General features: G+C 61.0%; 28 protein-coding genes. 17 read left to right on the forward strand and 11 right to left on the reverse strand.

The features are described 5' to 3' along the window. Positions 1-190: 190 nt before the first annotated feature. The gene (gene ada / locus PKE98_RS24990; RefSeq protein ID WP_271198166.1) at positions 191-1,267 is read left to right on the forward strand and encodes a bifunctional DNA-binding transcriptional regulator/O6-methylguanine-DNA methyltransferase Ada; all 1,077 of its coding nucleotides are present in this window, start codon (positions 191-193) and stop codon (positions 1,265-1,267) included. Between the two features lie 208 nt (positions 1,268-1,475). After that, positions 1,476-1,901: a phage infection protein gene (locus PKE98_RS24995; RefSeq protein WP_271198167.1), complete on the forward strand. Its 426-nt coding sequence runs from the start codon at positions 1,476-1,478 to the stop codon at positions 1,899-1,901. Between the two features lie 63 nt (positions 1,902-1,964). Here the strand turns inward: PKE98_RS24995 and PKE98_RS25000 are convergent, their stop codons facing one another. Then, positions 1,965-2,825, reverse strand: a complete 861-nt coding sequence (locus PKE98_RS25000; protein ID WP_271198168.1) for a LysR family transcriptional regulator — start codon at positions 2,823-2,825, stop codon at positions 1,965-1,967. Positions 2,826-2,950: 125 nt separating this feature from the next. On the opposite strand from PKE98_RS25000, the gene PKE98_RS25005 reads away from it, so the two are divergent. Beyond that, complete coding sequence (locus tag PKE98_RS25005) at positions 2,951-3,376, forward strand: VOC family protein (RefSeq protein WP_271198169.1); 426 nt, start codon at positions 2,951-2,953, stop codon at positions 3,374-3,376. Positions 3,377-3,436: 60 nt separating this feature from the next. After that, entirely contained in the window at positions 3,437-3,967 is a 531-nt protein-coding gene (locus tag PKE98_RS25010; RefSeq protein ID WP_271198170.1) for a hypothetical protein, read from the forward strand. Between the two features lie 93 nt (positions 3,968-4,060). Here PKE98_RS25010 and PKE98_RS25015 read toward each other — a convergent pair whose 3' ends face one another. The 6 genes from PKE98_RS25015 to PKE98_RS25040 form a co-directional block, all read right to left on the reverse strand. Continuing rightward, positions 4,061-4,633 carry a HupE/UreJ family protein gene (locus tag PKE98_RS25015; RefSeq protein ID WP_271198171.1) on the reverse strand — a complete coding sequence of 191 codons (573 nt, stop codon included), beginning with the start codon at positions 4,631-4,633 and terminating at the stop codon, positions 4,061-4,063. A gap of 28 nt (positions 4,634-4,661) precedes the next feature. Then, positions 4,662-5,276: an urease accessory protein UreG gene (gene ureG / locus PKE98_RS25020; protein ID WP_110618149.1), complete on the reverse strand. Its 615-nt coding sequence runs from the start codon at positions 5,274-5,276 to the stop codon at positions 4,662-4,664. A gap of 29 nt (positions 5,277-5,305) precedes the next feature. After that, positions 5,306-5,980, reverse strand: a complete 675-nt coding sequence (locus PKE98_RS25025) for an urease accessory protein UreF (protein ID WP_271198199.1) — start codon at positions 5,978-5,980, stop codon at positions 5,306-5,308. Between the two features lie 23 nt (positions 5,981-6,003). Continuing rightward, the gene (gene ureE, locus PKE98_RS25030) at positions 6,004-6,504 is read right to left on the reverse strand and encodes an urease accessory protein UreE (RefSeq protein ID WP_271198172.1); all 501 of its coding nucleotides are present in this window, start codon (positions 6,502-6,504) and stop codon (positions 6,004-6,006) included. A 314-nt stretch (positions 6,505-6,818) separates the two neighbouring features. After that, positions 6,819-7,484 carry a response regulator gene (locus PKE98_RS25035; RefSeq protein ID WP_271198173.1) on the reverse strand — a complete coding sequence of 222 codons (666 nt, stop codon included), beginning with the start codon at positions 7,482-7,484 and terminating at the stop codon, positions 6,819-6,821. After that, positions 7,481-10,894 (reverse strand): hybrid sensor histidine kinase/response regulator, encoded by a 3,414-nt coding sequence (locus PKE98_RS25040; RefSeq protein ID WP_271198174.1) that lies wholly within the window; start codon positions 10,892-10,894, stop codon positions 7,481-7,483. Before PKE98_RS25040 ends, PKE98_RS25035 begins: the two co-directional genes overlap by 4 nt. Positions 10,895-11,189: 295 nt before the next feature. Between PKE98_RS25040 and urtA the strand changes: the two genes are divergently transcribed. The 11 genes from urtA (at position 11,190) to PKE98_RS25095 (ending at position 21,277) form a co-directional block, all read left to right on the forward strand. Next, positions 11,190-12,425: an urea ABC transporter substrate-binding protein gene (gene urtA, locus PKE98_RS25045; RefSeq protein ID WP_271198175.1), complete on the forward strand. Its 1,236-nt coding sequence runs from the start codon at positions 11,190-11,192 to the stop codon at positions 12,423-12,425. A gap of 176 nt (positions 12,426-12,601) precedes the next feature. Next, positions 12,602-13,519, forward strand: a complete 918-nt coding sequence (gene urtB, locus PKE98_RS25050) for an urea ABC transporter permease subunit UrtB (protein ID WP_271198176.1) — start codon at positions 12,602-12,604, stop codon at positions 13,517-13,519. 157 nt (positions 13,520-13,676) lie between these two features. Further along, positions 13,677-14,861 (forward strand): urea ABC transporter permease subunit UrtC, encoded by a 1,185-nt coding sequence (gene urtC / locus PKE98_RS25055; protein WP_271198177.1) that lies wholly within the window; start codon positions 13,677-13,679, stop codon positions 14,859-14,861. Further along, positions 14,858-15,634 (forward strand): urea ABC transporter ATP-binding protein UrtD, encoded by a 777-nt coding sequence (gene urtD / locus PKE98_RS25060; protein WP_271198178.1) that lies wholly within the window; start codon positions 14,858-14,860, stop codon positions 15,632-15,634. The genes urtC and urtD overlap by 4 nt, the downstream gene beginning before the upstream one ends. 154 nt (positions 15,635-15,788) lie before the next feature. Further along, positions 15,789-16,478 carry an urea ABC transporter ATP-binding subunit UrtE gene (urtE, locus tag PKE98_RS25065; RefSeq protein ID WP_271198179.1) on the forward strand — a complete coding sequence of 230 codons (690 nt, stop codon included), beginning with the start codon at positions 15,789-15,791 and terminating at the stop codon, positions 16,476-16,478. A gap of 261 nt (positions 16,479-16,739) precedes the next feature. Beyond that, a complete protein-coding gene (gene fmdA, locus PKE98_RS25070) occupies positions 16,740-17,969 on the forward strand; it encodes a formamidase (protein ID WP_108098363.1) in 1,230 nt (409 codons plus the stop codon). 167 nt (positions 17,970-18,136) lie between these two features. Next, the gene (locus tag PKE98_RS25075) at positions 18,137-18,484 is read left to right on the forward strand and encodes an FmdB family zinc ribbon protein (RefSeq protein ID WP_271198180.1); all 348 of its coding nucleotides are present in this window, start codon (positions 18,137-18,139) and stop codon (positions 18,482-18,484) included. A 199-nt stretch (positions 18,485-18,683) separates the two neighbouring features. After that, positions 18,684-19,547: an oxaloacetate decarboxylase gene (locus PKE98_RS25080; RefSeq protein ID WP_271198181.1), complete on the forward strand. Its 864-nt coding sequence runs from the start codon at positions 18,684-18,686 to the stop codon at positions 19,545-19,547. A gap of 99 nt (positions 19,548-19,646) precedes the next feature. Continuing rightward, positions 19,647-19,913, forward strand: a complete 267-nt coding sequence (locus PKE98_RS25085; protein ID WP_271198182.1) for a DksA/TraR family C4-type zinc finger protein — start codon at positions 19,647-19,649, stop codon at positions 19,911-19,913. Positions 19,914-20,057: 144 nt separating this feature from the next. Beyond that, a complete protein-coding gene (locus tag PKE98_RS25090; protein WP_271198183.1) occupies positions 20,058-20,981 on the forward strand; it encodes a DnaJ C-terminal domain-containing protein in 924 nt (307 codons plus the stop codon). Next, a complete protein-coding gene (locus PKE98_RS25095) occupies positions 20,978-21,277 on the forward strand; it encodes a chaperone modulator CbpM (protein WP_271198184.1) in 300 nt (99 codons plus the stop codon). The genes PKE98_RS25090 and PKE98_RS25095 overlap by 4 nt, the downstream gene beginning before the upstream one ends. 9 nt (positions 21,278-21,286) lie before the next feature. Here PKE98_RS25095 and PKE98_RS25100 read toward each other — a convergent pair whose 3' ends face one another. Then, positions 21,287-22,009, reverse strand: a complete 723-nt coding sequence (locus tag PKE98_RS25100) for a TorF family putative porin (RefSeq protein ID WP_373877916.1) — start codon at positions 22,007-22,009, stop codon at positions 21,287-21,289. Between the two features lie 402 nt (positions 22,010-22,411). Between PKE98_RS25100 and PKE98_RS25105 the strand changes: the two genes are divergently transcribed. Beyond that, positions 22,412-23,314: an AEC family transporter gene (locus PKE98_RS25105; RefSeq protein ID WP_271198185.1), complete on the forward strand. Its 903-nt coding sequence runs from the start codon at positions 22,412-22,414 to the stop codon at positions 23,312-23,314. Between the two features lie 217 nt (positions 23,315-23,531). After that, positions 23,532-24,026, forward strand: coding sequence for an REP-associated tyrosine transposase (locus PKE98_RS25110; RefSeq protein WP_271198186.1), 495 nt, complete (start codon positions 23,532-23,534; stop codon positions 24,024-24,026). A gap of 36 nt (positions 24,027-24,062) precedes the next feature. On the opposite strand, the gene PKE98_RS25115 is transcribed toward PKE98_RS25110, so the two are convergent. The 3 genes from PKE98_RS25115 to ypfJ form a co-directional block, all read right to left on the reverse strand. Then, positions 24,063-25,181 (reverse strand): sensor histidine kinase, encoded by a 1,119-nt coding sequence (locus PKE98_RS25115; RefSeq protein ID WP_271198187.1) that lies wholly within the window; start codon positions 25,179-25,181, stop codon positions 24,063-24,065. An 87-nt stretch (positions 25,182-25,268) separates the two neighbouring features. Continuing rightward, positions 25,269-25,814 (reverse strand): hypothetical protein, encoded by a 546-nt coding sequence (locus PKE98_RS25120; protein ID WP_271198188.1) that lies wholly within the window; start codon positions 25,812-25,814, stop codon positions 25,269-25,271. A 96-nt stretch (positions 25,815-25,910) separates the two neighbouring features. Next, positions 25,911-26,792 (reverse strand): KPN_02809 family neutral zinc metallopeptidase, encoded by an 882-nt coding sequence (gene ypfJ, locus PKE98_RS25125; protein WP_271198189.1) that lies wholly within the window; start codon positions 26,790-26,792, stop codon positions 25,911-25,913. Between the last annotated feature and the right edge of the window lie 9 nt (positions 26,793-26,801).

Raw genomic sequence — 26,801 nt, forward strand, 5'->3', positions numbered from 1 at the left:
AACTCACCTGAATAGGATTTACGCATTCAAAACACCTCAGATTTGGGCGCCATGATAGCGCCCGAGTGAAGTGTCCAAAATCATTAGGCCAGTTCAGTGATACCACGTCGGGATTTGAAAGCAAGATTCGGCGAGAAAGGCATGGGATCAGCTGTTACCGTAAAGCCAGTCTTATCTTCGAGCTGCGCCGATGATTTCTTTACCTGGCAAACAAGCCCGAGCCGCCCAGACACTCAACGACCCGCGCTGGCCCCTGGTACAAGCGCGGGACAAAACGGCCGATGGTCAGTTCGTTTATTCGGTGAAAACCACCGGCGTCTATTGCCGCCCCTCCTGTTCCGCCCGCCAGGCGCTACCGGAAAACGTGCAATTTCACAGCACTTGCCAGGCCGCAGAACAAGCCGGCTTCCGCCCCTGCTTACGCTGCAAACCTGACCAGCAATCGTTGGCCCAGCAACAGCGCGTGCTCGTCGAACAGGCCTGTCGACTGATAGCAGCGGCGCAAACGCCGCCTTCGCTCGATGAACTCGCCGCGCAGATTGGCCTGAGCCCCTACCACTTCCACCGTCTGTTCAAATCCATCACAGGTGTCACGCCCAAAGGCTATGCCAATGCTCAGCGCGCCGCCCGCGTACGAAATCATCTGCAGCAAGGCGAGACGGTGACCGATGCGCTGTACGACGCAGGCTTTAACTCCAGCGGCCGCTTTTATACGGTTGCGGACACATTGCTCGGCATGACGCCCAAAACCTATAAAGACGGCGGCACCAATGTGCAAATTCGCTATGCCATTGGCCGCTGTTCGTTGGGCGACCTTTTGGTCGCACAGAGTGATCGTGGCATCTGCGCGATCTTGTTTGGAGAAAGCGTTGAGGCGCTTAACGACGATCTGCAGCGTCGGTTTCCACGCGCGACCCTCGTCCCAGGTGACGCTGCATTCACCCAAACACTCGATGAAGTCATCGCGTTTGTAGAAGCGCCTGCCAAAGGGCTGGATCTGCCGCTGGATATACGCGGCACGGTGTTCCAGCAACGCGTATGGCAAGCCTTGCAGGCAATTACACCGGGAAAAACTGCCAGTTACCGCGAGGTGGCCGAGCGTATCGGAATGCCGAGTGCAGTGCGTGCGGTAGCCGGAGCCTGTGCCGCAAATGCTTTAGCGGTAGCCGTTCCGTGCCATCGTGTAGTGCGTAGTGATGGGGCGCTTTCGGGGTATCGATGGGGCGTGGAGCGCAAGCGAGTTTTGCTTGAAAAAGAGGCAGAGTAGCGGAAGAAGCGCTAATTGAGGGCATTTTGACGGGCGCCAAAAATGCGTTTCATGGTGTGATTTGTCGATTTATATAGATGATTTATAAAGGTTTTTTCTGCAATCATTCGTATCGATGGTTACTATCGCGTCCTTTCACTTCTGCCAAAAGTTTCGGTGAGTACCATAGGCTCCGTACCCACTTACTAGCCCCCGCAAGGAGCCCAACATGAAAAGCCAAGTATTCGCCAGCCTGATCCTAGCCAGCCTGTCCGCCAGTGTATTTGCTCTTCCTTCTGACCAGCCACAGTTTACCTTTGACGGCCAGATGGTTCACTCCTCCATGGTTGCCGAAGGTGGTGCTGACCGCGCCGCAGCTATCCGTGTAGCCGAAGGTGGTGCAGACCGCACCGGCGCCAACCGCGTAGCCGAAGATGGTGCAGACCGTGTAGGTGCCAACCGCGTAGCTGAAGGCGGCGCAGAGCGTACCAACCGCGTAGCCGAAGACGGTGCAGACCGTGTAGGTGCCAACCGCGTAGCTGAAGGCGGTGCAGAGCGTACCAACCGCGTAGCCGAAGGTGGCGCAGACCGTACCGGTGCTAACCGTGTTGCCGAAGGTGGCGCTGATCGTACCGGTGCCAACCGTGTGGTTTGATGGTCCGCATTACCTCACCTGAAAAACCCGGCCCACTCTGCCGGGTTTTTTTATGGGCAATAATTAGTCGAGCTCGATGCAGTCTCTGAACAATTGCTGAATCGGCAGGTTACGTTGGCTATGGCGCAACAACAGAATCAGTTCACGGTAAAACGTCAGATCCCCCAGCTCGATGATGCGCACCTTGGCGCCCAGCTCTAGCCATAGGCCAGCCAGCGGTATCAGTGACACCCCCAACCCGCACTCCACCATTTTCACAATCCCATCCAGTTCATCCAGCTCCAGCGCCACCTGAACGTCCAGGCGTTGCTCGCGCAGAAAGCGGCTGACCAACCGCCCGCCAAAAGACGTTCGGTCATAACGCACCAGCGGATGCTCGCGCAGAATCTCCAGGGGGTCATCGCCCTCCAACGCCAGCGGCACCACCAGCACGAAGCGCTCTTGGCGCAACACCTGGGTGTGCAGCTCCTTGGGCAGCGGAAAGGGCGGACGGATAAGAATCGCGACATCCACTTCCCCCGCATCCACAAGGCTTAGCAAATTCAAGGAAACGCCCGGCACCAACTTGGGTTCGACCCGCGGTGCTGCATGGCGCAGACGCAGCAGCGCCGGTGGCAGCAGCCCGGTTTGTACGCTGGCAATCGCACCAATGCGCAGCTCACCACTGCACTCGCCAGCGTCTTCAACCGTGGCCATACGGCTGAACAGCTCCAGCATCTCGGTGGCCATGGGCAACGCCCGTTTGCCAGCAGCATTGAGAATCGCCTGGCGACCGGTGCGATCGAATAGCTGCTGATTGAGCGCCCGCTCCAGGTTGCGCATCTGTGCGCTGACGGCCGATTGGGTCAGGCCGATATGCATACCGGCCGCAGCAAAGGTGCCATGCCGTGCCACGGCGATAAACGTCCTCAATTCGCGCAGCATGATGCGGCCCTGTTTCATCGAAATAATTTGTGCTCGGTGCAAAAAATACCGACTTTTAATTAATAACTACAAGGCTAGACTCAATCACGAGCTGTTATTTTCACGTCTGTTTCGAGGCACACCGCATGAGTCTTTCCCCGTTCCATTTGGCTATCCCCGTGTTCGATCTGCCTGCCGCGCGGCAGTTTTATGGTGAAACCTTCGGCCTGGCCGAGGGGCGCTCCAGCGAAAAATGGGTCGACTTCAATTTCTTCGGCCACCAACTGGTTATCCACGAACACCCGAAAACCTCCACCCAAGAGAGCGTCATGACCAATGAAGTGGATGGTCAGGACGTGCCGGTGCCGCATTTCGGCGTGGTCCTGGGGTGGAGCGAGTGGGAGCAACTGGCCAAGCGCCTGGAGGACAAGGGCCTGATGTTCGTCATCGAGCCGCATATTCGCTTCCAGGGCCAGGTGGGTGAGCAGGCGACCATGTTTCTCTACGACCCGTGCGGCAACGCCCTGGAGTTCAAGGCATTCAAGGACATAAGCCAGCTGTTCGCCAAATAGCCGGGCAGGCGCCTTCGCGATATCCTTGGCGCCCTCAGAATTCAGTCAGGACCCGCGCCCATGAAAGACCAACTCGTAGAACTGATCAGCAAAATAAGTTCGGGGTGCATGGGCGCCGAGGAAATCGAAAAGATCGCCGATGAAGCGGCGCAAGCCTACGCCGATCCGGCTGCCTTTCTGGCGGCCAATCCGGATATCAACTACGACGATACGTTCCCCATCCCGCTCGGTGAGTGGGTAGTGGTGGGTAGCCTGCCGGAAACCGTCCTGTTCCAGGCCGACACCTACGCCGACCTGCTGCAGCAGATCATCGAGTCCTTCGGCAAAGAGGTCACCTTCAATATCAAACCCAAGCAGCTGCTCAAGACCGAGCCGCTCACGGCGATGAACCGCATTCAGGTGCAACTCAGTGCGTTGAGTCCGGAAACCAAAGGCTACGTGCTGGTGGACTTCAGCCAACCGCTGGACGATGAGATGCAAGCGGTGCTGGTGTACACCACCGATCTGGAGCGCGTGTTGGCGCTCAGTGCAGAAGTAGGGATTGCGGCAGCAGGTTCATACGAGGCGTTGCGCGTCGCAGTACACGTGTAAACGTTTTGAGGTAGGGCGAATATCTGCACAGCAGATATCCGCCGCAAACCGAGTAATGGCGCCCATTCGCCCGAGGCGATAGGCGCCCTACGCTCAGCCCAGCAGCAACCAGGCCCCAGCGCCGGCCGACATCACGCCCGCCATCCGCACCAAGGGTGCCGCCGCCACCGGCAACCCACGTACCAGCGCATAACCCAGCGCATGCAGCGCAGCCGTCGCGGCCACAAAGCCCGCCGCGTAGCCCCAGGGGCTGGCCACTTCCGGCAGTTCCAGGCCGTGGGCCACGCCGTGCGCCAGGGCAAACAGCGCCGTCAGGCCAACCGCCAATGCCACCGGCGGGCGCACCGCTACCGCCACCAACAGCCCCAACGCCAACACAGATGCCGCAATTCCGGTTTCCATAAACGGCAGTTGCAGCCCTTCAAAACCGAGCACGCCGCCCAGCAACATGGTGCCCACGAAGGTTACCGGCAGCGCCCAACGCGCCGCGCCTTTTTGCTGCGCGGCCCACAGACCGACAGCGAGCATGGCAAGCAGATGGTCTATGCCGGTTACAGGGTGGGCGATACCAGCGAGCAGGCCGGAAGAGTCGTGCCCAGGGTGGGCAAAAGCCACGGCAGGGGAGAGGAACAGCGCCAGGCTGAACAAGGCTTTACGCAGTTTCATGGAAGCTCCTTTTAAACAGTGCAAACGATTAGGCCGCCGTCAGCAGGCCCTGTTTTTCGATAAAAGCGATGATTTCGTCCAGGCCCTGGCCGACTTTCTGGTTGCTGAACACGAACGGCTTGTCGCCACGCATCTTCTTCGTGTCGCGCTCCATCACCTCCAGAGAGGCGCCCACCATCGGCGCCAGGTCGACCTTGTTGATCACCAAGAGGTCCGACTTGCAGATGCCCGGCCCGCCCTTGCGCGGCAGTTTGTCGCCGGCCGACACGTCGATCACATACAGCGTCAGGTCCGACAATTCCGGGCTGAAGGTGGCCGAGAGGTTGTCGCCGCCAGACTCGACAATAATCAGGTCCAGCCCCGGAAAACGGCGGTTGAGTTGGTCCACGGCTTCCAGGTTGATCGAGGCATCTTCCCGAATCGCCGTGTGCGGGCAGCCACCGGTTTCCACGCCGATGATGCGCTCGGGCGCCAGGGCTTCATTGCGCACCAGAAACTGGGCGTCTTCCTGGGTGTAGATGTCGTTGGTGACCACGGCCAGGTTGTAGCGGTCACGCAGGGCCAGACACAGGGCCAGGGTCAGGGCGGTTTTGCCGGAGCCCACCGGGCCACCGATACCGACACGCAGAGGTTGGCTGTTCATCGTTGCAGATTCCTTGTGGTGTTCAGTGTTCAAGAGCGAAACAGGCGGCTGTACTGACGTTCGTGCGCCATGCTGGCCAGGGCCAGGCCAAACGCGGCGGTGCCCCAGTGTTCCGGTGTGCTGTGCTGAGCGTCGTGCTGGGCCTGCTGCAACAGCGGCAGTAGCTGCGAGGTCAGGCGTTGCGCGGCTTGCTGGCCCAGCGGCAGGGTTTTCATCAGCACTGCCAGTTGGTTTTCCAGCCAGCCCCACAGCCAGGCGGCAAGCGCGTCTTGCGGGCTGATTTGCCAGGCGCGCGCAGCCAAGGCCCACATCACCGCCAGCCCGGGCTCGGTTTGCTCTGCAAGAAAGTGGCGGGCGTCTTCATCCAGTTCCGGCAAACCTTCCAGCAATTGCTTGAGCGAATAGCCCATTTGCCGGCTTTCTTGCTGCAGCTCGCGGGTTTCGCGACTGGCGCGATGCTGTTCACTCAGCGTGGCCAGCGCGGCCCAGTCACCGCCTACTGCCGCGATGCAGTGGGCAAGCAGAAGCGGCGCCTCGAAACGCGCCAGGTTGAGCAGCAATTGATCGGCAATCCAGCGCTGGGCGCTATCCGGGTCGCACACCTGCTCGCGCTCCACCGCCATTTCCAGCCCTTGCGAATAGCTGTAGCCACCAATCGGCAGCTGCGGGCTGGCCAGGCGCATCAGCGCCCACGCAGGATTCAGGCTAGAGAGCGAGGGGCTGATGCTCACGTGCGTACGCCAAACTGGTGCAGGCGCGGGGCGTAGCTGAATTCTTCGTCGCCGGCATGGGAGTGGTGATGGCCGCCGCCATAGGCGCCTTGCTCGGGCTGGTACGGCGCATCGATCACCTCCACCGTGGCGCCCAACTGTTCCAGCATCGCTTGCAGTACGTAGTCCTCCGGCAGCCGCAGCCAGCCGTCGCCCAGTTGCAGTGCTACGTGGCGGTTGCCCAGGTGATAGGCCGCACGGGTCAGTTCAAAGGCATTGGCGCAGGTGACGTGCAGCAAGCGTTCGGGGCTGGCGCTCACGCGCACCACGCGGCCGTCCTGTGCTTGTAGAAACTCGCCGTCATGCAAAGCGCTCTGGCCGCGCTCCAGGAACAGGCCGACGTCTTCACCGGCCACGGTGAAGCAGCGCAGACGGCTTTTGCTGCGGGCGGCGAAGCTCAGGTGCAATTCGGCGTCCCAGCTCTCTTGTGGCTGGATACGGGAATGGATAACCAACATGGGGGTGTACCGGCAGATTCAATAACGGGTGCAGAGCAAGTGCGGTGCCAAGGCCGGCAAGCGTAGTGCTGAAGCGGCCTGCACGGTGGCGGGATAAAAACTGGGGCATTGGTCAGGTTTTATTTGGTGCGCCAGGTGCGCGTTAGCACTGTTTTGGTGCTTTTGGTCTTCGGTTGCGCCGGCCCTCACCCCTAGCCCCTCTCCCGCAAGCGGGAGAGGGGAACAAATCGGTGTCTTCCGCATTTACTCGGTATAGCTCCCTCTCCCGCGTGCGGGAGAGGGTTGGGGTGAGGGGCTTTTGATCTTTAGGTACGTTATCTCCCCGCCGCAATCGCCACCGCTGCTGCCGCCGTGCGCGTCTCCACCCCCAACTTCACATACACATGCTCCAAGTGTTTGTTCACCGTGCGCGGGCTCAAGCCGAGGATGTCGCCGATATCGCGGTTGGTCTTGCCGCAGCTCACCCATTGCAGTACCTCCACCTCGCGGTCGGTCAGTTGAAAGCGTTGGGCCAGGGCTTCCTGCGCCTGCGCAGGCGTGGGCACCGGTTTGAGCGTCGGCACGCTGCGCGCCGATTGCAGGCTGCGGGCCGTGCGCAGGTGGGCGGCTACCCGGGCCAGTACCTCATCGGGGCGGATGGGTTTGGTCACGTAATCGATGCCGCCGGCTGCAAACCCTTCCACCACATGCTCGCTGTCGCACAGGGCGGTCATGAATAACACCGGGATGTCCGCGAGCTCCGCCTGGGCCTTGATCCGTCGGCAGGTTTCGAAGCCGTCCAGGCCCGGCATCATCGCGTCCAGCAGCACCACATCCGGGCGCCGACGTTGCATGCGTTCCAGCGCGCTGGCGCCATCGAGTGCGACCAGCACCATATAGCCGGCCCTGTCCAGGGCATCAGACAGCAACGCCAGATTGTCCGGCGTGTCGTCGACAATCAGTACGATGCCTTGGTCGGCGGGGGCAAGGGCGGCGTTCATGGGGTCTCCTCGGCGGCGGGGTGGTGGGGGGCGGCGGCGTGCAAGGCGTCTTTTACCCGGCGGTTGAATTCGTTCAGTTGAAAGCGCTTCACCTGGGCGCGCAGGCTTTGGGTGTAGGTGGCGCTGGCCGGTTCGTGCTGGTCGAGCCAGTCGAGCTTTTCCAGAATGCCTTTGATGTAGCCCAGCTCACCCAGCTCGTAGAGTTCGGCCAGGGCGCCGGCCGACGGCACCACCGAGGGCTGCGCCGGCGGCGCGATGATGTTGGCGCGCTTGACCCAACGCAGCCCCAGGTAAGTCTGGATTTTTTCCAGCAGCGCCGGCGTATGCACCGGCTTGGCCAGGTAATCGTTGCAGGCGGCACCCACACTGCGCTCGCGGTCATCGGCAAACGCATTGGCGGAAATCACGATGATCGGCGCCAACGACAACGCATTGCGGCGGATCAGCCGGCTGGTTTCCCAACCGTCCATATGCGGCATCGACAGGTCCATCAGAATCAGGTCGGGATTAAGTAGCGCCACCTGGCGAATCGCTTCCTGGCCGCTGGCCGCCTGGGCGATATCGAACCCCAGTGGCTCGAGCATGCCGGCCAGAATCCGCCGGTGCTCGATATGGTCGTCCACCACCAGAATCAGCCGACGCGGGCCCTGGTAGCCAATGATGTCGTGCTCCACATGCACCACCGCCTGCGGCACCCGTACTTCGGAAAGAAACAGGCGTACCTGAAAGCACGTGCCCTTATCCGGCACGCTGCGCACCGACAGCTCGCCGCCCATCAACGAGGTGAGCATGCGCGTGATGGTCAGGCCCAGCCCCACGCCGTTGTCCTGGCGCATCAGGTCGCCACGCTCGAACGGTTGGAAAATGCGCTCGATCTGCTCGGGCGCGATGCCGATGCCGGTGTCGACGATTTCGAAGGTCGCCGTCTCGCGCATATAGCTCACGCGCAGGGCCACCTCGCCGCTGTCGGTAAAGCGCACCGCGTTGCCCAACAGGTTGATCAGAATCTGCCGCACACGCTTTTCATCGCCGCGCACCACGGTGGGCATGCGCCCCTGTTGCTCCAGGCGAAAGTGCAGCCCTTTTTCCTCAGCCTGCGGGGTAAACATGCGCTCCAGGTCGTGGATAAATTCGGGGAAGGGAATTTCAGTCAGCTCCAGTTGCAACTTGCCGGCTTCGATCTTGGCCACATCCAGCAAGCCATCAATCAGCGACAGCAAGTGCGAGCCGCTGCGGTAGATCGTCGCCAAGGCGTCGTGGTGTTGCCCGGGCATGCCGCTGTCACGCTGCAGAATCTGGGTGTAGCCGAGGATGCTGTTGAGCGGCGTGCGCAGCTCGTGCGAAAGCCCCGTCACATACCGGCTCTTCGCCGCATTGGCCGCTTCCGAGGCTTCCTTGGCTTTTTGCAGGGCTTCGTCGGTGCGCCGGTGCGCCTCGATTTCCTGCATCAGCAGCAGGGTCTGGCGGTCCGATTCTTCCTGCGCCACGCGCCGGCTTTCGCGGGTCAGCACCACCCACCAGGCGAGGATGCCGGCAAATACCGTGAGGGTTAGAAAGGCTTTGAGAAAGGCCAGGTACAGGGTCTGTTTCACTTCCGGCGAATGCGGCAACAGGCTGTGGGACACCTGGCTATAAATCATCATCAGCGCCCCCAGCAGCAAACCCACCAGCACCAGCAGCAAACCCAGGTATTGGGCTAAGCGGCTGTGCAAACGGGGAATGGAGGCGCGCGGGAATAGCCAGCGCACAAAGTTATCCATCTGCTCGGCCAGCCGCGCCTGCGGTTTGCAGGCATCGCCGCAGCGTGCGTCGAGCGAGCAACACAGCGAGCAGATCGGCGTGCTATAGGCCGGGCAGAAGGCCATGTCTGGCGCTTCGAAAGCATTGCTGCACAGGCCGCATTGCAGCTCGGCCACGGGCCCTGCGGGGTAGAGCAACTGCGGCGCGCTGCTGCGGGCGATGTAGTAACGGCCCTTGGTGAGCCAGGCGATCAAAGGCGCGGCAACAAAGGCCGACCCCAGCGCCACCACCGGCGAGGCCGCTTCCAGCATCACCCCGAACACGCCGCCGTGGGCCAACACCGACAGCAAGGAAGCGATCAGCATGGCGCCCACGCCCACCGGGTTGATGTCGTACAGATGGGCGCGCTTGAACTCGATATGGCTTGGCGAAAGGCCCAGGGGCTTGTTGATCACCAGGTCCGCCACCACCGCGCCAATCCAGGCAATGGCCACGTTGGCGTACAGCCCCAGCACCTCTTCGATGGCATCGAACACCCCCAGCTCCATCAGCATCAGGGCAATGGCCACGTTAAACACCAGCCACACCACGCGACCGGGGTGGCTGTGGGTGACGCGGGCGAAAAAGTTCGACCAGGCCAGGGAGCCGGCGTAGGCATTGGTCAGGTTGATCTTTACCTGCGACACGATCACGAACAGCACCATGGCCGCCAGCGCCCACTGTGGCGAGGCGAACACATAACCGAAGGCGACCAGGTACATCTGCGTAGGCTCGGCGGCGCGCTCCATGGGAATTTCATGCTGCAAGGCGAGAAACGCAAGAAAGGCGCCGGCGAGCATTTTCAGCGCGCCGGGGATAATCCAACCAGGCCCGGCCATCAGCAACGCGGCCCACCAGCGCTTGCGGTTGGCCGCGGTTTTTTCCGGCAGAAAACGCAGGTAGTCGACCTGCTCGCCAATCTGCGTAATCAGCGCCAGCGCCACGGTGCAGGCAGCGCCGAATGACAGCAGATTGAACGCACCGCCTTCGCCCTCGCGGCCGGCAAAGCTGGTCCAGTCGCTCAGCGCTTCCGGGTTTTTCCACGCTACAAACAGGTACGGCAGCAGCAACAACACAATCCACAGCGGCTGCGTCCACAGCTGTAGTCGGCTGATTAGCGTTACCCCGTACGCCGCCAGCGGAATCACCAGCACCGAGCAAATCACATAAGCCAACGCCAAGGGGATATGAAAATACAGCTCCAGGGCCAAAGCCATGATCGCCGCTTCGAGGGCGAAAAACAGAAAGGTGAAACTGGCGTAAATCAGCGAGGTGATGGTCGAGCCGATATAGCCAAAACCGGCGCCGCGGGTCAGCAAGTCCATGTCTACGCCGTAGCGTGCGGCGTAGTAGCTGATGGGCAGGCCGGTGAGAAAAATCACCAGGCTCACCGCGAGAATCGCCCACAGGGTGTTGGTAAATCCGTAGCTCAGCGCCAGGGCGCCGCCGATGGCTTCCAGGGCCAGAAATGAAACCGCGCCGACCGCCGTATTGGCGATGCGCCATTCCGACCATTTGCGAAACGAGCGCGGGGTAAACCGCAGGGCGTAGTCCTCCATGGTCTCGTCGGCGACCCAGCTGTTGTAGTCGCGGCGGATCTTGACGATGCGCTGGGTGCCGGTTGGTTGCACGGGAAGCTCCTGGTGCAAGTGCGAAGGAAGGTGGCCTACGAGCTTGAGCAACTTCCATGCCCCCAGCTTCGCGGCAGTTCATACGCGCGCCTTGGGCGCCTGGGCTTCTGTCTGGCTGCGAGAAGTGAGCCCAGCTTGCACCAGCGCGGCGCACCCCGCCCTACGTCAGATGACGTATGCCGTTACGTCAACCTGCGTATACCCCCACCGCACCGCTGCCACGCATCCTTGCCGCAACCCCAAGCCGGTACCCGAGAGGCGAGCCGGGGAGGCCAACTACCAGAGGAGCAGCATCATGGATTCACGATTGACGAGCTTTCTTCCCCGTCGGCTGGCGCTCGGTGCCGCGGCACTCTCGCTGCTGGCGGCGAGCGTGTTCAGCCAGGTCGCACTGGCTGATGAGGCCAACACCACCGGGCTGGCTGTAACCGATACCACCGTCACCGTCGGCCAGTTGCACTCGGCAACCGGCACCATGGCCATCTCCGAAACCGGCGCCATCCAGGCCGAACGTCTGGCCATCGACCAGATCAACGCCTCGGGCGGTATTCTCGGTCGGCAGATCAAGGTGATTCAGGAAGACGGCGCCTCCGACTGGCCGACCTTCGCCGAAAAAGCCAAGAAGCTCCTGGAGAGCGACAAGGTCGCCACCGTATTCGGCTGCTGGACCTCGGCCTCGCGCAAAGCCGTGTTGCCGATCTTCGAAAAAGACAACGGCCTGCTCTACTACCCGACCTTCTATGAAGGTTTGGAGCAGTCCAAGAACGTGATCTACACCGGCCAGGAAGCCACCCAACAGATTCTCGCCAGCCTCGACTGGATCGCCAAAGAGAAGGGCGCGAAAACCTTCTACCTGCTGGGCTCGGATTACATCTGGCCACGCACCTCGATGAAGATCGCCCGCAAGCACATCGAAAACGTACTGCACGGCACCGTGGTGGGCGAAGAGTACTACCCGCTGGGCAACACGCAATTCGGCTCGCTGACCAACAAAATCAAACTGAAAAAACCGGACGTGGTGTTTGCAGCCGTGGTCGGTGGCTCCAACGTGGCCTTCTACAAACAACTGAAAGCCGCCGGCATCACCAGCGACAAACAAACCCTGCTGACCCTGTCGGTAACCGAGGATGAAATGCTTGGCATCGGCGGCGAGAACATGAAGGGCTTCTACTCCTCCATGAAGTACTTCCAAACCCTGGATAACCCCAACAACAAGAAATTCGTTGAGGAATTCAAGGCCAAGTACGGCAAGGACTCGGTGATCGGCGACGTGACCCAGGCCGGCTACCTTGGCCCATGGCTGTGGAAAGCGGCCGTGGAAAAAGCCGGCAGCTTCGATGTGGACAAAGTGGTAGCGGCATCTCCAGGCATCGAGCTCACCACCGCGCCTGAAGGCTACGTGAAAGTGCACGAAAACCATCACCTGTGGAGCAAGGCGCGCATCGCCGAAATCCAGGCCGATGGCACCTTCAAGGTGGTGCATGAATCGGAGCTGATCGAGCCGAATCCGTTTCCCAAGGGTTATCAGTAAGGCCTGAAGGTCCCCCCTCACCCTAACCCTCTCCCGCGGGGGGAGAGGAGACCGAACTGCGTTGCGCTGACTACGGCGTAACACCTATCCACCCCCTCGCCCCTCCGGGGAGAGGGCTGGGGTGAGGGGCTGGCCTTTACTCGGTCGCCCATCGCCCACCCATCAGGAGACCACTCATGGAATGGCTATCCGACTTCGGCGCAATCGCCGTCATGCAGGGGTTCAACGGCTTGTCGGTGTTCTGTGTGCTGCTGCTGATGGCACTCGGTCTGGCAATCATTTTCGGGCAAATGGGCGTGATCAACATGGCCCACGGCGAGTTTCTTACCGTTGGCGCCTACACCACCTATGTCATCTCATCCTTGACCCTGCACTACGTACCGGCCATGCAGCCGTACTACTTTTTCTTTGCCATCGTGGCCTCATTCTTTATCGCCGGGGCCCTGGGCTGGCTGGTGGAATGGGCGATGATCAGCAAGCTTTACCACCGTCCGCTGGATACCCTGCTGGCGACCTGGGGCCTGTCGCTGGTGATGCAGCAAGCCTTCCGCTCCATTTTCGGCGCCCGTGAAGTGGGCGCCGAAATGCCCGAGTGGATCATGGGCTCCTGGGCTCCGACGGCGGCAGTGGATATTCCCAAAAACGGCCTGTTTGTGATGGGCCTGACCTTTCTCTGCACCGCCACCATCTTCCTGATGCTGTACCGCTCGCGCTGGGGCTTGCAGGTGCGCGCCACCATGCAGAACCGGGTGATGAGCCGGGCCGTGGGCATCAACACCAAGAAGGTCGACCGCATGACCTTCGCCCTCGGCTGCGGTGTCGCCGGGGTGGCCGGCGCGGCCTTTACCACCATCGGCTCCACCGGGCCGACCGCGGGCTCGCTGTATATCGTCGATACCTTTCTCACCGTGGTGTTCGGCGGCGCGGCCAGCCTGGTGGGCACCATCGCGTCGGCCTTCACCATCGCCCAGGCGCAATCGATCATGGAGTTCTTCCTCTCCGGCTCCATGGCCAAGGTGCTGACGCTATCGGCGGTGATTCTGATTTTGATGCTGCGCCCGCAGGGGCTCTTTTCGATCAAGGTCAGGAAATGAATCTGCGTTTTTATTTTATTGCCGACGCACCTGGATCCTCGCCTGCGCGGGGATGACGGAGAACTCAAAAACACCTCCGTCATTCCCGCGAAGGCGGGAATCCAGAGGGCACATTCGACGCCCAGCGATAGCGGATACACACGATAGGAAACCGCCCATGAAAAACGCATACGAAAGCCTGCTCGGCGGCAAGCAGGGCGCCATCGGCCTGCTGGTGCTGGCCACCCTGATACTGGTGGTATTCCCGCTGCTGCTGGATACCTTCCGCCTGAACATGGTGGGCAAATACCTCACCTACGCCTTTGTCGCCGTGGGCCTGGTGTTGTGCTGGGGATATGGCGGCATTTTGAGCCTGGGCCAAGGCATCTTCTTTGGAGTAGGCGGCTACTGCATGGCGATGTTCTTGAAGCTCGAAGCGTCGGACCCCGAGAGCACCAAAATCCAGTCCACGCCCGGCATTCCGGACTTTATGGATTGGAACCAGATCACCGAGCTGCCGATGATGTGGCAGCCCTTTCACAGCTTTAGCTTTGCCCTGTTGGCGGTGATCGCGGTGCCCACCTTGCTCGCGCTGATCATCGGTGTGGCGATGTTCAAACGGCGGGTGGGCGATGTGTATTTTTCCATCGTCACCCAGGCCATTGCCGCCATTCTGACCATCCTGATCATTGGCCAGCAGGGCCTTACCGGTGGCGTTAACGGCATCACCGACTTGAAGACCCTGCTGGGCTGGGATATTCGCCCCGACAGCTCGAAAGTCATCCTCTATTTCGTTAACGCCTTCCTGCTGCTGGGCTGCGTATTGCTCGGCCGCTTTATCCTCACCTCCAAGCTGGGCCGGCTGCTGATGGCCATGCGCGACAAGGAAGAGCGCGTGCGTTTTTCCGGCTACGACGTGGCCAGTTTCAAGATATTCGTGTTCTGCGTGGCGGCCGCGTTTTCGGCCATTGGCGGGGCGATGTTCGCCTTGCAGGTCGGCTTTATGTCGCCGAGCTTCGTCGGCATCGTGCCCTCCATCGAGATGGTGATTTTCGCCGCCGTGGGCGGGCGCATGTCACTGCTCGGCGCGGTGTACGGCACCTTGCTGGTGAGCTTTGGCAAAACCTACTTCTCCGAAAGCTTTCCCGAACTGTGGCTGTACCTGATGGGCGGGCTCTTTATCGTGGTGGTCATGTACTTCCCCAACGGCATCGCCGGGCTGTGGGAAACCCACGGGCGCAAATGGCTGTCGCGTTATTCGTTGGGCAAGAAGCTGTTCGGCGTGCCGGAGGTGAAGGCCCGCGTGTTCACCGCCAAGCCTGTGGAAAAAGCCGCACCCCGTGAACTGGAGACAACACCATGAAGAGCGTCGCCACCAACAGCCCTGCTGGATTTCAAGCGGCCAAACCGGTGTTGGCGATCGAAGGACTGACGGTTTCCTTCGATGGCTTCAAGGCCGTGAACGATCTCAATCTGTATGTGGACCGCAACGAAGTGCACGTGGTGATTGGCCCTAACGGCGCCGGCAAAACCACGGTGCTGGACCTTATTTGCGGCAAGACCAAATCCACCGCCGGCAGCATCGAATTCGAAGGCCGCGAGCTGACCAAAATGCGCGAGTACGACATCGTGCGCGCCGGCGTCGGGCGCAAATTTCAAAATCCCTCGATTTACGAAAACCTCACGGTGTTCGAGAACCTGGAAATGTCCTATCCGGCCGGGCGCAAAGTGTTCGGCGCGTTGTTCTTCAAGCGCAGCGCGCAGGTGATTGCGCGGGTGGAAGAGGTGGCCGGGGAAATCTTTCTCAGCGACTTTCTCGACAAGCAGGCCGACCTGCTATCCCACGGCCAGAAGCAGTGGCTGGAAATCGGCATGCTGCTGATGCAAGACCCGGCGCTGTTGATGCTCGACGAACCGGTGGCCGGCATGAGCGTGAGCGAGCGGGTGCAGACGGCTGAACTGCTCAATCGCATCAGCCAGGGGCGGTCGGTGTTGGTGATTGAGCACGACATGGAATTTGTAAAAAGCATCGCTCACCGCGTCACCGTGTTGCATCAGGGCAAGGTGCTGGCGGAGGGGAGTATGGAGGCGGTGCAGAGCAATCCGAAGGTGATTGAGGTGTACCTGGGGCATTGAGTTTTTTGGCTCCCCTCTCCCGCGTGCGTTAGAGGGGCTGGGGGTGAGGGCAGCAGGCGACTCGGTCGATCAAGCCGCCAACCCTCACCCTAGCCCTCTCCCACGCATGGGAGAGGGGACTGTTTCGTCTATATCGAACAAGAGGAAGGCCCCTATGTTCACCATTTCCAACCTGGTCTCCGGCTACGGCCAGAGCCAAATCCTCCACGAGCTGAACCTCAACGTGGCGAAGAAAGAAATCGTCGCCGTCATGGGCCGTAACGGGATGGGAAAAACCACCCTGTTCAAAAGCCTGATGGGCGTGCTGCCGCAATGGGGCGGGCAGATCACGGTGGATGGTCAGGATGTGTCGAAGCTGGAAACCCACCAGCGCGTCGAACACGGCATCGCCTATGTGCCCCAGGGGCGGATGATCTTTTCCCATATGACGGTGTTGGAAAATATCCAGACCGGCTTGCCGGCCTCGGCCAAGGGCAAGGTGCCCGATGACTTGTATGCGCTGTTCCCGGTGCTGCACGAAATGCGTTCGCGCAAGGGCGGCAACCTGTCTGGCGGGCAGCAACAACAACTGGCGATAGCCCGCGCCCTGGCCACCAACCCCAAGGTGCTGCTGCTGGATGAACCCACCGAAGGCATTCAGCCGTCGATCATCAAAGACATCGCCCACAAGCTCAAAGAAATTCGCAATCTGCGCGACCTGACCATCGTGGTCTCCGAACAGGTGCTGAGTTTCACCATGGAAATTGCTGACCGGTTTCTGGTGATCGAGAAGGGAAAATTCGTGGTCGAGGAAACCCGCGACAACGTGGATGAGAAGACCATCAGCCGGTATTTGTCGGTGTAGTTTCTACGCTCCGTAGGGTGTGCTGTGCGCACCAGGGCGTACACCGAAAAATCGCCTGGTGCGCACAGCACACCCTACAAAATCAACGGCCGCTCGTGGCCGTTTTCGCGTGCCTGGAATTCGGCTGCGACCCGCGCCGTTCCTAAGCTGCACGCATACGTCATCCAACGTATTTATCCATTTGCCCAGCCGAACAAGACTAGCTCCGTACCCCGGCGCACCTCTGCGCTTACCTCACAACAAGGTCCCAGGAGCTTTGTCATGACCGATACGCTGATCAAGGTCGACCTCAACCAGGCCGCCACCGAAAACGAGCAGATCCACAACCGCTGGCACCCAGATATTCCAATGGCCTGCTGGGTGAAGCCGGGGGACGATTTCATCCTGGAAACCTATGACTGGACCGCCGGCGCCATCAAGAACAACGACGATGCCAGCGATGTGCGCGATGTCGACCTGACCACCGTGCATTACCTCTCGGGGCCGGTGGGTGTGCATGGCGCCGAGCCCGGCGACTTGCTGGTGGTGGACCTCTTGGATATCGGCGCCAAGCCCGATTCGCTGTGGGGCTTCAACGGCTTTTTCTCCAAGCAGAACGGCGGCGGTTTTCTCACCGACTATTTCCCCGAGGCGCAAAAGTCGATCTGGGATTTCAAAGGCATGTTCACCAGCTCCCGGCACATTCCCGGGGTCAACTTCGCCGGCCTGATTCACCCCGGTCTCATCGGCTGCCTGCCGGACCACAAGATGCTCGCCGACTGGAACAAGCGCGAGCAGGAACTGATCGACACCAACCCCACCCGCGTCCCACCGCTGGCCAACGCACCGATGGCCCCTACCGCGCACATGGGCAAGATGAAAGGCGAGGCGCGCGACCTCGCCGCGCTGACCGGCGCGCGCACCGTGCCGCCCCGTGAGCATGGCGGTAACTGCGATATCAAAGACCTGTCGCGCGGCTCGAAAATCTTTTTCCCGGTGTATGTCGATGGCGCCGGTCTGTCGGTGGGCGACCTGCACTTCAGCCAGGGCGATGGCGAAATCACCTTCTGCGGCGCCATCGAAATGGCCGGCTGGGTGCATATGAAAGTCGAGCTGATCAAAGGCGGCATGGCCAAGTACGGCATCAAGAACCCGATCTTCAAACCCAGCCCGATTGTGCCGACCTACAACAACTACCTGATCTTCGAAGGCATCTCGGTGGACGATGCCGGCAAGCAGCACTACCTGGACGTCAACCTGGCGTACAAGCAGGCCTGCCTGAACGCCATCAACTATTTGACCAAATTCGGCTACTCGCCGGCCCAGGGCTATTCGCTGCTCGGTTCTGCGCCGGTGCAGGGGCATATCAGCGGCGTGGTGGATATCCCCAACGCGTGCGCCACCTTGTGGCTGCCGACCGAAATCTTTGAATTCGATATCAACCCGAATGCTTCCGGCCCTACCAAGTACCTCGATGGCAGCATCGACTTACCTAAAGCGCCGGACAAATGAGTTTCGTCACCTGGGCGATGCCGGGGCCGGGCGGCGTTGGCATGGCCCAGGTGATGGAACCTCGATGATGATCCCCGTAGGAGCGAGCTTGCTCGCGAAGCTTTTGATTCGAGAACTTCGCGAGCAAGCTCGCTCCTACGACGGCCGTGATGCCAGGAGGAACACCTATGCCCATCTACGAATACGACTGCGCCGCTTGCGGCGACTTCACAATGCTGCGGCCGATGGCCGACCGCGACGAACCCTGCCATTGCCCGGCCTGCGGCAGCACCAGCAAGCGGGTAATTCTTTCGGCGCCGTGTCTGTCCACCATGGCCGGCAGCCAGCGCCGCGCCCATGCCGCCAACGAGCGCAGCGCCCACGCGCCGCAAACGCTGGATGAGTACAAGCAGGCGCGCAAACACCCGGCCGGTTGCGGCTGCTGCAGCGCCAACAAACCACTGGCGCCCACCAAGGCCAATCCGCACGCCATGAAAGGCAAACCGGCCGGGCGGCCGTGGATGATCAGCCACTGATTCGGTAGTGGCGGCGCACCGCCACACCATCGCCGCAGACGGCGTATTTTCGCCATCTGGAGGCCATTACAAGGGCGCGAAAGGCTCTGGAAAGGCCGTAGAAAGGGATTGGAGTCTAAGCTAACAACGGTACGTGTCTTGCTAAGGTATAAGTAATTGCTGATACCATCTATAAAAAAACCGTTGTTGGAAACTCCCCATGCCCAGAGCCTCTCACCATGCGCTGCGTGGCACCTTCCGTGCCTTGCTGTCCTCCGAATTCTGTTACCACACCGCCTCGGTCTTCGACCCGATGTCCGCCCGCATTGCCGGCGACCTGGGATTTGAGGTCGGCATTCTCGGTGGCTCTGTCGCCTCCTTGCAGGTGCTGGCCGCTCCGGATTTTGCGCTGATCACCCTCAGCGAATTCGTCGAGCAGGCCACCCGCATCGGCCGCGTCGCCAACCTGCCGGTCATCGCCGATGCCGATCACGGCTACGGCAACGCACTCAATGTGATGCGCACCGTCAAGGAACTCGAGCGTGCCGGCGTGGCTGCATTGACCCTGGAAGACACCCTGCTGCCCGCGCAATTCGGGCGCAAATCCACCGACCTGATTCCGGTGGAAGAGGGCGTCGGCAAAATTCGCGCGGCCCTCGAAGCGCGCGTGGATGCGCAACTGGCGATCATTGCCCGCACCAACGCCGGCGTGCTGCCGGTGGACGAAGTGATCACCCGTACCGTGGCCTACCAGAGCGCCGGTGCCGATGGCATCTGCATGGTCGGCATCACCGACTTCGAACACCTGGAGCAGATCGCCCAGCACCTCAGCGTACCGATCATGCTGGTGACCTACGGCAACCCGTCGCTGCGTGACGATGCCCGCCTGGCCAGCTTGGGCGTGCGCATTGTGGTGGACGGTCACGCCGCCTACTTCGCCGCGATCAAAGCCACCTACGACTGCCTGCGTGAACAGCGCCAGGTGGTGGCCAGCGACCTCAGTGCCTCGGAGCTGTCGCACAAGTACACCCATCCCGAGGACTACCTGCTCTGGGCCAAAGAGTTTATGGAAGTGAAGGAATAACCCCGACCGTTCATACCCCCGCCCCTTGCCCGCGCTTGTAAAAAGCCGCCCGCGCGCCCATATCTGTACCCAACGCAATAGCTAACCGGGAGACAGACCATGGCCGGCGGTTGGGCAAGTGACGGAGCCGTACAAGAGCAGATCGACAGCAGCATCGAGGACGCCATCGCGCGGGCCCGCAGCCAGCTGCCCAAAGGCGAAAGCCTGAAACACTGCGAAGAATGCGACGCCGCCATTCCCGAAGCGCGGCGCCAGGCCATTCCAGGCGTGCGCCTGTGCGTCACTTGTCAGGCTGAACATGACAAGGAAAATGCCGCCAGCGCCGGGTACAACCGCCGTGGCAGTAAAGACAGCCAGTTACGCTAAGCCCCACACATTTGAAAACGTAGCGAGCGAAGGGAAAGCAAGGCGAAAGTCGATGAAAAAAGCGGAGTTGGCTGCAGCCAATGAGCATTTTTGAATCGGCTTTCAACGCCGCTTAACCGAGCGCAGTAGTTTTCAGGAGACTCGATGGACTTCAAGGATTACTACAAGATTTTAGGGGTGGAACCCACCGCCGACGAAAAGGCGATCAAGGCTGCCTACCGCAAGCTTGCGCGCAAATACCACCCTGACGTGAGCAAGGAAAAAGACGCCGAGGTGCACTTCAAGGAAGTGGCCGAGGCCTACGAGGTGCTCAAAGATACGGAAAAGCGCGCCGAGTTCGATGACCTGCGCAAATACGGCCAGCACGGCCGCCCGTTCGAGCACCCACGCGGTCGCCAGCCGGGCGCTGGTGCCTTTACCGATGCCTATGGCGGCGATTACTCGGACTTCTTCGAATCGATCTTCCGCCGTGGCGGTGGCGCCGAAGAAGCCCGTAACCGCGCACGCAAAGGCCAGGATGTAGAAATGGACCTGCCGGTGTTTCTTGAAGAAACCCTGGACGGCGAGGCGAAGAAAATCTCCTTCCAGTTGCCCGGTGCCATGGGCCAGCCTGCACAGAGCAAAAGCCTCAACGTAAAAATTCCGCAGGGCGTGGTCGACGGCGAACGCATTCGCCTCAAAGGCCAGGGCGGCCCCGGTTTGGGCGGTGGTCCGGCAGGAGATCTTTACTTAAATATCCGCTTTGCGCCGCACCCGCTTTTTGATGTGCAAGGCAGCGACCTGGTGCTTACCGTGCCCCTGGCACCGTGGGAAGCAGCGCTGGGCGCCAAGGTTGAAGCGCCGACCCTCAATGGCCGCATTACCCTGACCATTCCGGCTAATAGCCAGAGCGGCCAGCGCCTGCGCATCAAAGGTCGCGGCCTGGGTAACAAGAACGGCGAGCGTGGCGACCTGTATGCGCAACTGAAGGTCGTGATGCCCAAAACCACCAGCGACGATGCGCGCAAACTCTGGGAGAAACTGGCGCAGAAGGTCGACTTCGATCCCCGCAGCGAATGGAGCAAATGACAATGAGCGTCCCATTAGGCATGCAAGAGCTTTGTCAGACCGTGGCGATTCCCGCCGCCTTGCTGATTGAAATTGTCGAGCACGGCATTATCGACCCATCCGGGCGCGGCCCCGACACCTGGCAGTTCGACCAACAGGCGTTGATCACCTGCCGACGTGCCGCGCGGTTGCAGCGTGAGTTGGAAATGGAATGGTCGGGCATCGCCCTGGCACTGCAACTGCTCGATGACCTGGAGCAGGTGCGCCGCGAAAACCGCCAGCTTAAAAGCCAGCTGGGGCGGTTTCGCAGCGAGTGACCGGGCGCCTCAGAACAGCGAGCGCTCGGCCTTGAACATCACATAGTCCTCGCAGTAACCGTTGTGCCCGGAATAGGCCACACACTGCGAACCGCTCAGGCTTGAACCGCTGTACGACAGGTTCAGGTCGATGCCGGCCCAGGGGCGCGACAGGTTCAGCGACCAGTCATTGAACATGCGCACCGAGCGAACATCGTCGTAGCTGACCGCATCGTCCAGCGCATGGTTGGCGTACTTCATCGATACATTCATCTTCACCGGCGCCAGGGCCAGGCTCATCAGCAAGGTGCTGTCGGTGCGCCCGGGTGCCTGGCTGAAGGCGGCCCCAAAGCGGCTGTCGAGCAGGGTCAAGCCTGCGTAGTACTCGTTGCTGTCGTTGGCGCTAAAGCCTGGGTGGCTGTAGCGGATCAGGCCCATTTCGTAACCGAAGCGGTTGTTGAACGGGCGCTTGAAGCCGCTGTAGGAGTCCAGCTCCAACTGGCTGTCGCGGGCGATGCCCATGCTCGGCGACCACTGCCCTAGGTACCAGCCGCTGTCGTGGGTGAGGTCCAGACCGCCTTGAAAGGTGCCGCTCTGAGACGGCTGCACCAGCCCCTGGGCCATGCTGCGGGTGGGGGTCGTGCCCAGTTGCAGGTCATAGTCGCCCAGTTCGCGTTGCAGTACCTGGCCCTGGGCGGCGGCGCAGGCAAAAACGGTTACGGCCAGCAGGCTGGCCTTCAGGTTGTTCATCACTTGCACTCCAGTTGTCGAGGAGTGGCGTGCACGCTGGCAGGGGCGCTCGGCCAGTTGTGGCCACAGCGGTTGGCGCGCCGTGGCGACGTGTTTTCTCAGCCCGGGTCGACCCTCTTTCGGGGCGTTTGACGGCGCTTGACCGCGAGCTAGAGCGGTCCGACTTTACCCCCATGAATTTTTCAAGGGCCGCCATTCGTCGATAGCGGCGAAAAAAACGACGGGCTGTCAAAAAGGCCACCACTGGCGCGCAAAGGCGCTGGCTAGACGCTATTAACACGCTAGTAGGACTTGTAAGCGCCTTCGTGCCTCGGCACGATACTTGCCAAGCTAACGATCCGATTTAACGATCCAACTTTTACGATCCGACTTTTACGATCTAAGACGCCTTGTTCTGGAGCGGTAATGTTTTCCCAGATTCTTTCCACGCTGCTGCCGGTATTTCTGATTACCGGCTGCGGCGCGCTATACGGCCATTTCCGCAAGCCGGACATGCGCGGCCTCAACACCCTGAACATGGAATTGCTGGTGCCGCTGCTGATCTTTGCCGTACTGGCCGACAGCAAGGCGGCGCTGCAGGATTACGCCAGCCTGGCGATGGCCGGCGCGGTAGTGGTGCTTGGTTCCGGCCTGCTGCTCTGGCCCGTGACGCGCGTGCTCAAGCTCGACTGGCGGACCTTTTTGCCGCCGATGATGTTCAACAACACCGGCAATATGGGCCTGCCGCTGATGGTGCTGGCGTTTGGCGAGAAGGCGCTGCCGGCGGCGGTGGTGCTGTTTATCGTTGAGATGCTGCTGCACTTTACCGTGGGCCTGCGCATGCTCGACCCGGCCACGCCGCTGTGGCGCCTGTACCGCATCCCCGTGGTGCTCGCCACGGTTGCCGGGCTGGCGCTCAACCTCACCGGGCTACACCTGCCGCACTGGTTTCTGGAATCGGCCAATATGCTGGGCACCACCTGCGTGCCGCTGATGCTGTTTGCCTTGGGCGTGCGCATGCTCGATGTGGATTTCAGCGCCTGGAAAGTCGGCCTGCTAGGCGCCGTGGCGTGCCCGGCCAGCGGCCTGATTCTGGCCTGGCCGCTCATTCAACTGTTCGACCTGCAAGGCCTGCAACTGGCCTGCCTGTGGGTATTCGCCGCGCTGCCGCCGGCGGTGCTCAACTACATGTTGGCCGAGCAATACAAACGCGCACCGCACACCGTGGCGTCCCTGGTGCTGATTGGCAACCTGGGTAGCGCGGCGGTGATGCCGGTGGTGTTGGGGCTGTTGTTTTCGGCGGGGTATGGCGCGCCCGTGGCGGGATAGTACGTGCCTCGAGCGTGCTTGTTGGGCTTCGCTTTGCTCAACCCAACCTACGGTCGAGTGTAGGTTGGGTTGAGCGAAGCGAAGCCCAACGTACGTGGCCGCATAGGGCGAGCAACAAGCCACCAATCATTCCGAGACTTCTGATACCTCAACGTCCCCCGGAAAAATTGTCGTTCTCATACACTCGCGCCTATCACGCTCACCAAGGAAGGTGGTTATGCGCTATCGCCGCGCCTGGGTGCCAGGCGGCACCTACTTCTTCACGCTTGCTCTACACAACCGCTCCCAAACGCTGCTTACCGACCATATCGACCTGCTGCGCAACGTGATGCACCAGGTTCGCGAACGCCATCCATTCGAAACGCTGGCCGCAGTGGTATTGCCCGATCATCTGCACTGCGTCTGGCAATTGCCCGATGGTGATTACGACTTCGCCACTCGTTGGGCGCTTATCAAGGCTGCGTTTTCTCGTCAGCTTCCCCGCGCAGAACCCATTTCTTTGTCCCGTAACCTCAAGCGCGAGCGGGGGATTTGGCAGCGTCGTTACTGGGAGCATTGCATACGTGAGCAGGAAGACCTTGAACGCCATATCGATTACATCCACTTCAATCCGGTCAAGCATGGACATGCAGACCGAGCGAGTGAATGGCCGTATTCGTCGATCCATCGGTATATCCGGCAGGGGCTGATTGCGGAGGATTGGGCGGGATAGAGCACGTGCGTCGAGAGTTTCCGAGCGCAAAAGGCGCTAGCGTTTAGGCAACATCACCGTAAATGTGGTGCCTTCGGCTTCGTTCGAAATCACCTGAACGCTGCCGCCGTGGGCAATCACCACTTCATTGACGATAAACAACCCCAGTCCCAGGCTGGTTTCGCCGGCGCGGTCGCTGGTGCTGCGTACCAGCGGGAAGAACAGGGTGGAAATGGCGCTCTCGGCAATGGGCTCGCCATGGTTGTGCAGGGTCAGCGTCACGCTGTCGGGCTCGCCGATCAGGCGCAGCGTAATGGGCAAGTTGCTGGCGCCGTGCTGCAGGGCGTTGCCGATCAGGTTTTGCAGCAACTGCTCGATGCGGCCCTGGTCCCATTCGCCCTCGGTTTCACCCATCGCCTCATAGCGCAGGTCGCTGAGCGGCTGGCCGGCGCTGGCTTCGTCGATGGCGGCCTGGCACAGCAGCGCCATGCTGATGGGCGTACGCACGATAGGCAAACTGTTGCCCAGGCGGCTGCGCACGAACTCCAGCAGGTCGTTGACCATGCCCGCCATATGCCGGGTGCTGTTGCGGATGCGTTGCACGTGGCTGCGGCCTTTTTCATCAAGACCGGGCCGTCCGGCCAGCAGCTCGCTGGACATGCTTACCGCCTGCAACGGCGCGCGCAGGTCGTGGCCGAGAATGGCCAGAAAGATATCGCGCGAGTGGTTGACCTGTTCGGCATAGGCCGCGGTGGATTCGGCCAGCGCTTCGTCGATGGCTTCGTTGAAGCGGATCAGGTCGCGCATATGCAGCAGTTCCATCTGCGTCAGGCTATCGGTCCACAGGCGGATTACGCTGGCGCGCAGGTGGCGGAACTCGGAGGTCATCTGCACCAGGTCAAACCCCACCTGGTGGCGCAGTTCGCCATGGCTGGCGGCGGCCACGTCCAGGCTCGGGGTTTTTTCCGGTCCTTCGCCCATCGACTTGGCCGCGCGTTCCATCTCGCTCTGCTCGGTGTTCATGTCGCGGGCAGCGGCCAGCAGAATGGAACGGGCGTGGTCGCGCAGTTCGGCGCGGTTCATGCTGTCGGCAGCCGGGCGAATGGTCATGGCAAAGGCCTCCCACTCATCCACGATACGGTCGACAGTGGCGACAATGAACTCAGCAAGACGCATGGTTGGAAAACCCCGGACAACGGCGACGATTAGGCATAGTAGTCGCTTTCGTTGCGCTTGCTAGCGGCATGTTGCTGGCGTGGCGTTTCAGGGTTTTACTTCGGCCAAACGGTCGTGTTCCAGGGTCAGGGCAATCACCACCGGCTGGCTGGGGAAGTTGGGCGAGTCATCCTCGGTATTGGCCAGTGCCGGCAGATTGAGCTGGATCACACCGGTGTTTTCATCACGGCTGACGCTGGCGTTGGTCAGGTCTTGAATGGCGCGAAAGTTGTCGCCGCCGATCTGCAGCGTATCGATCAGACGGTAATGCGGGTCGCCGGCCTCATTGGCATCGGGTTCGAACACGGCCAGGTACTGGTTGTAGCTGTTACCCATGGCAAAACCTTCCACCGTGAATACCGCCAGAGTCAGTTGCGAGCTCGGGCTGGTGTTCAGGGTGGCGCTCATGGTGGCTTCGGGGTAGCCGGTGGCGAAGCCGTCGCGCAGCAGAGCCACCAGATGGTCAACCTGGGTGACCAGCTCCTTGGGTGGCGCATCGGCGTTTGCCGCCGGGGTATCTTCGACGGCGCCGCCTTCGGCGAGGGCGACGGTGCAAAACAGGGCCAGGGCGGCCGGCAGCAGGGCGATTTTCATACCTGAATATCCGCATGGGAAGAAGCGGCGGATGGTAGAGCATCGCGGCTGAAGCCGCGCCTACGGGGCTAGCATTTTTAGCCTCGGTTGCTGCACCTAGAGTGAAGTCGCCTTGAAGGTATCGCAGCCACTGACCTTGCCACTCTCATAGCCGGTCTTGAACCAACGTACGCGCTGCTGCGAGGTGCCGTGGGTAAAGGAGTCGGGCACCACCTGGCCGCGCGCCTGTTTTTGCAAACGGTCATCACCGATGGCATTAGCGGCGTTCAGGGCTTCTTCCAGGTCACCCGGTTCCAGCCAGTTCAAGCGCTGCTGCGCGTGAAAGGCCCATACCCCGGCCAGGCAATCGGCCTGCAATTCCTGGCGCACCAGCAAGCCGTTGGCGCCTTCCATTTTGGCCCCGGCCTGGCGGGCGTTATTCACCTTGGTGGAAATGCCCAGCAGGGTTTGCACGTGGTGGCCCACCTCGTGGGCAATCACGTAGGCCTGGGCAAAGTCACCGGCAGCAGAAAAGCGCTGAGCCATTTCCTTGAAGAAATCCAGGTCCAGGTACACCTGATGATCGCCCGGGCAGTAAAAGGGGCCGGTGGCCGACGAGGCAAAGCCGCAGGCCGAATTCACGCCTCCCCGAAACAGCACCAGCGTGGGGTCCTGGTACTGCTTGCCAGCCTGTTGAAAGATGGCGCGCCAGGTGTCCTCGGTGTCGCCGAGCACCGCGCGGACGAACTCGGCCTGTTCATCATTGGCCGCTGGCGCATGGCCTTGTTGCTGAGTGGGCGCGGTGGAAATACCGGCCTGGTTGGCCAGTTGGCCGAGGATCTGCATCGGGTCTTGCCCGCTAATCAGCCCGAACACCACGATAATCGCTACGGCGCCCAGGCTCAGGCCCTTGCCACCGCCCAAGCGCATGCCGCCGCCACCACCGCTGTCGCGGGCATCTACCACGTTGTCGCTGCGTCGGCCTTTCTTCCAGAGCATGGGTATTTC

The organism is Pseudomonas turukhanskensis, from assembly GCF_027922365.1.
In the GTDB taxonomy this organism is placed as follows: Bacteria; Pseudomonadota; Gammaproteobacteria; order Pseudomonadales; family Pseudomonadaceae; genus Aquipseudomonas; species Aquipseudomonas turukhanskensis.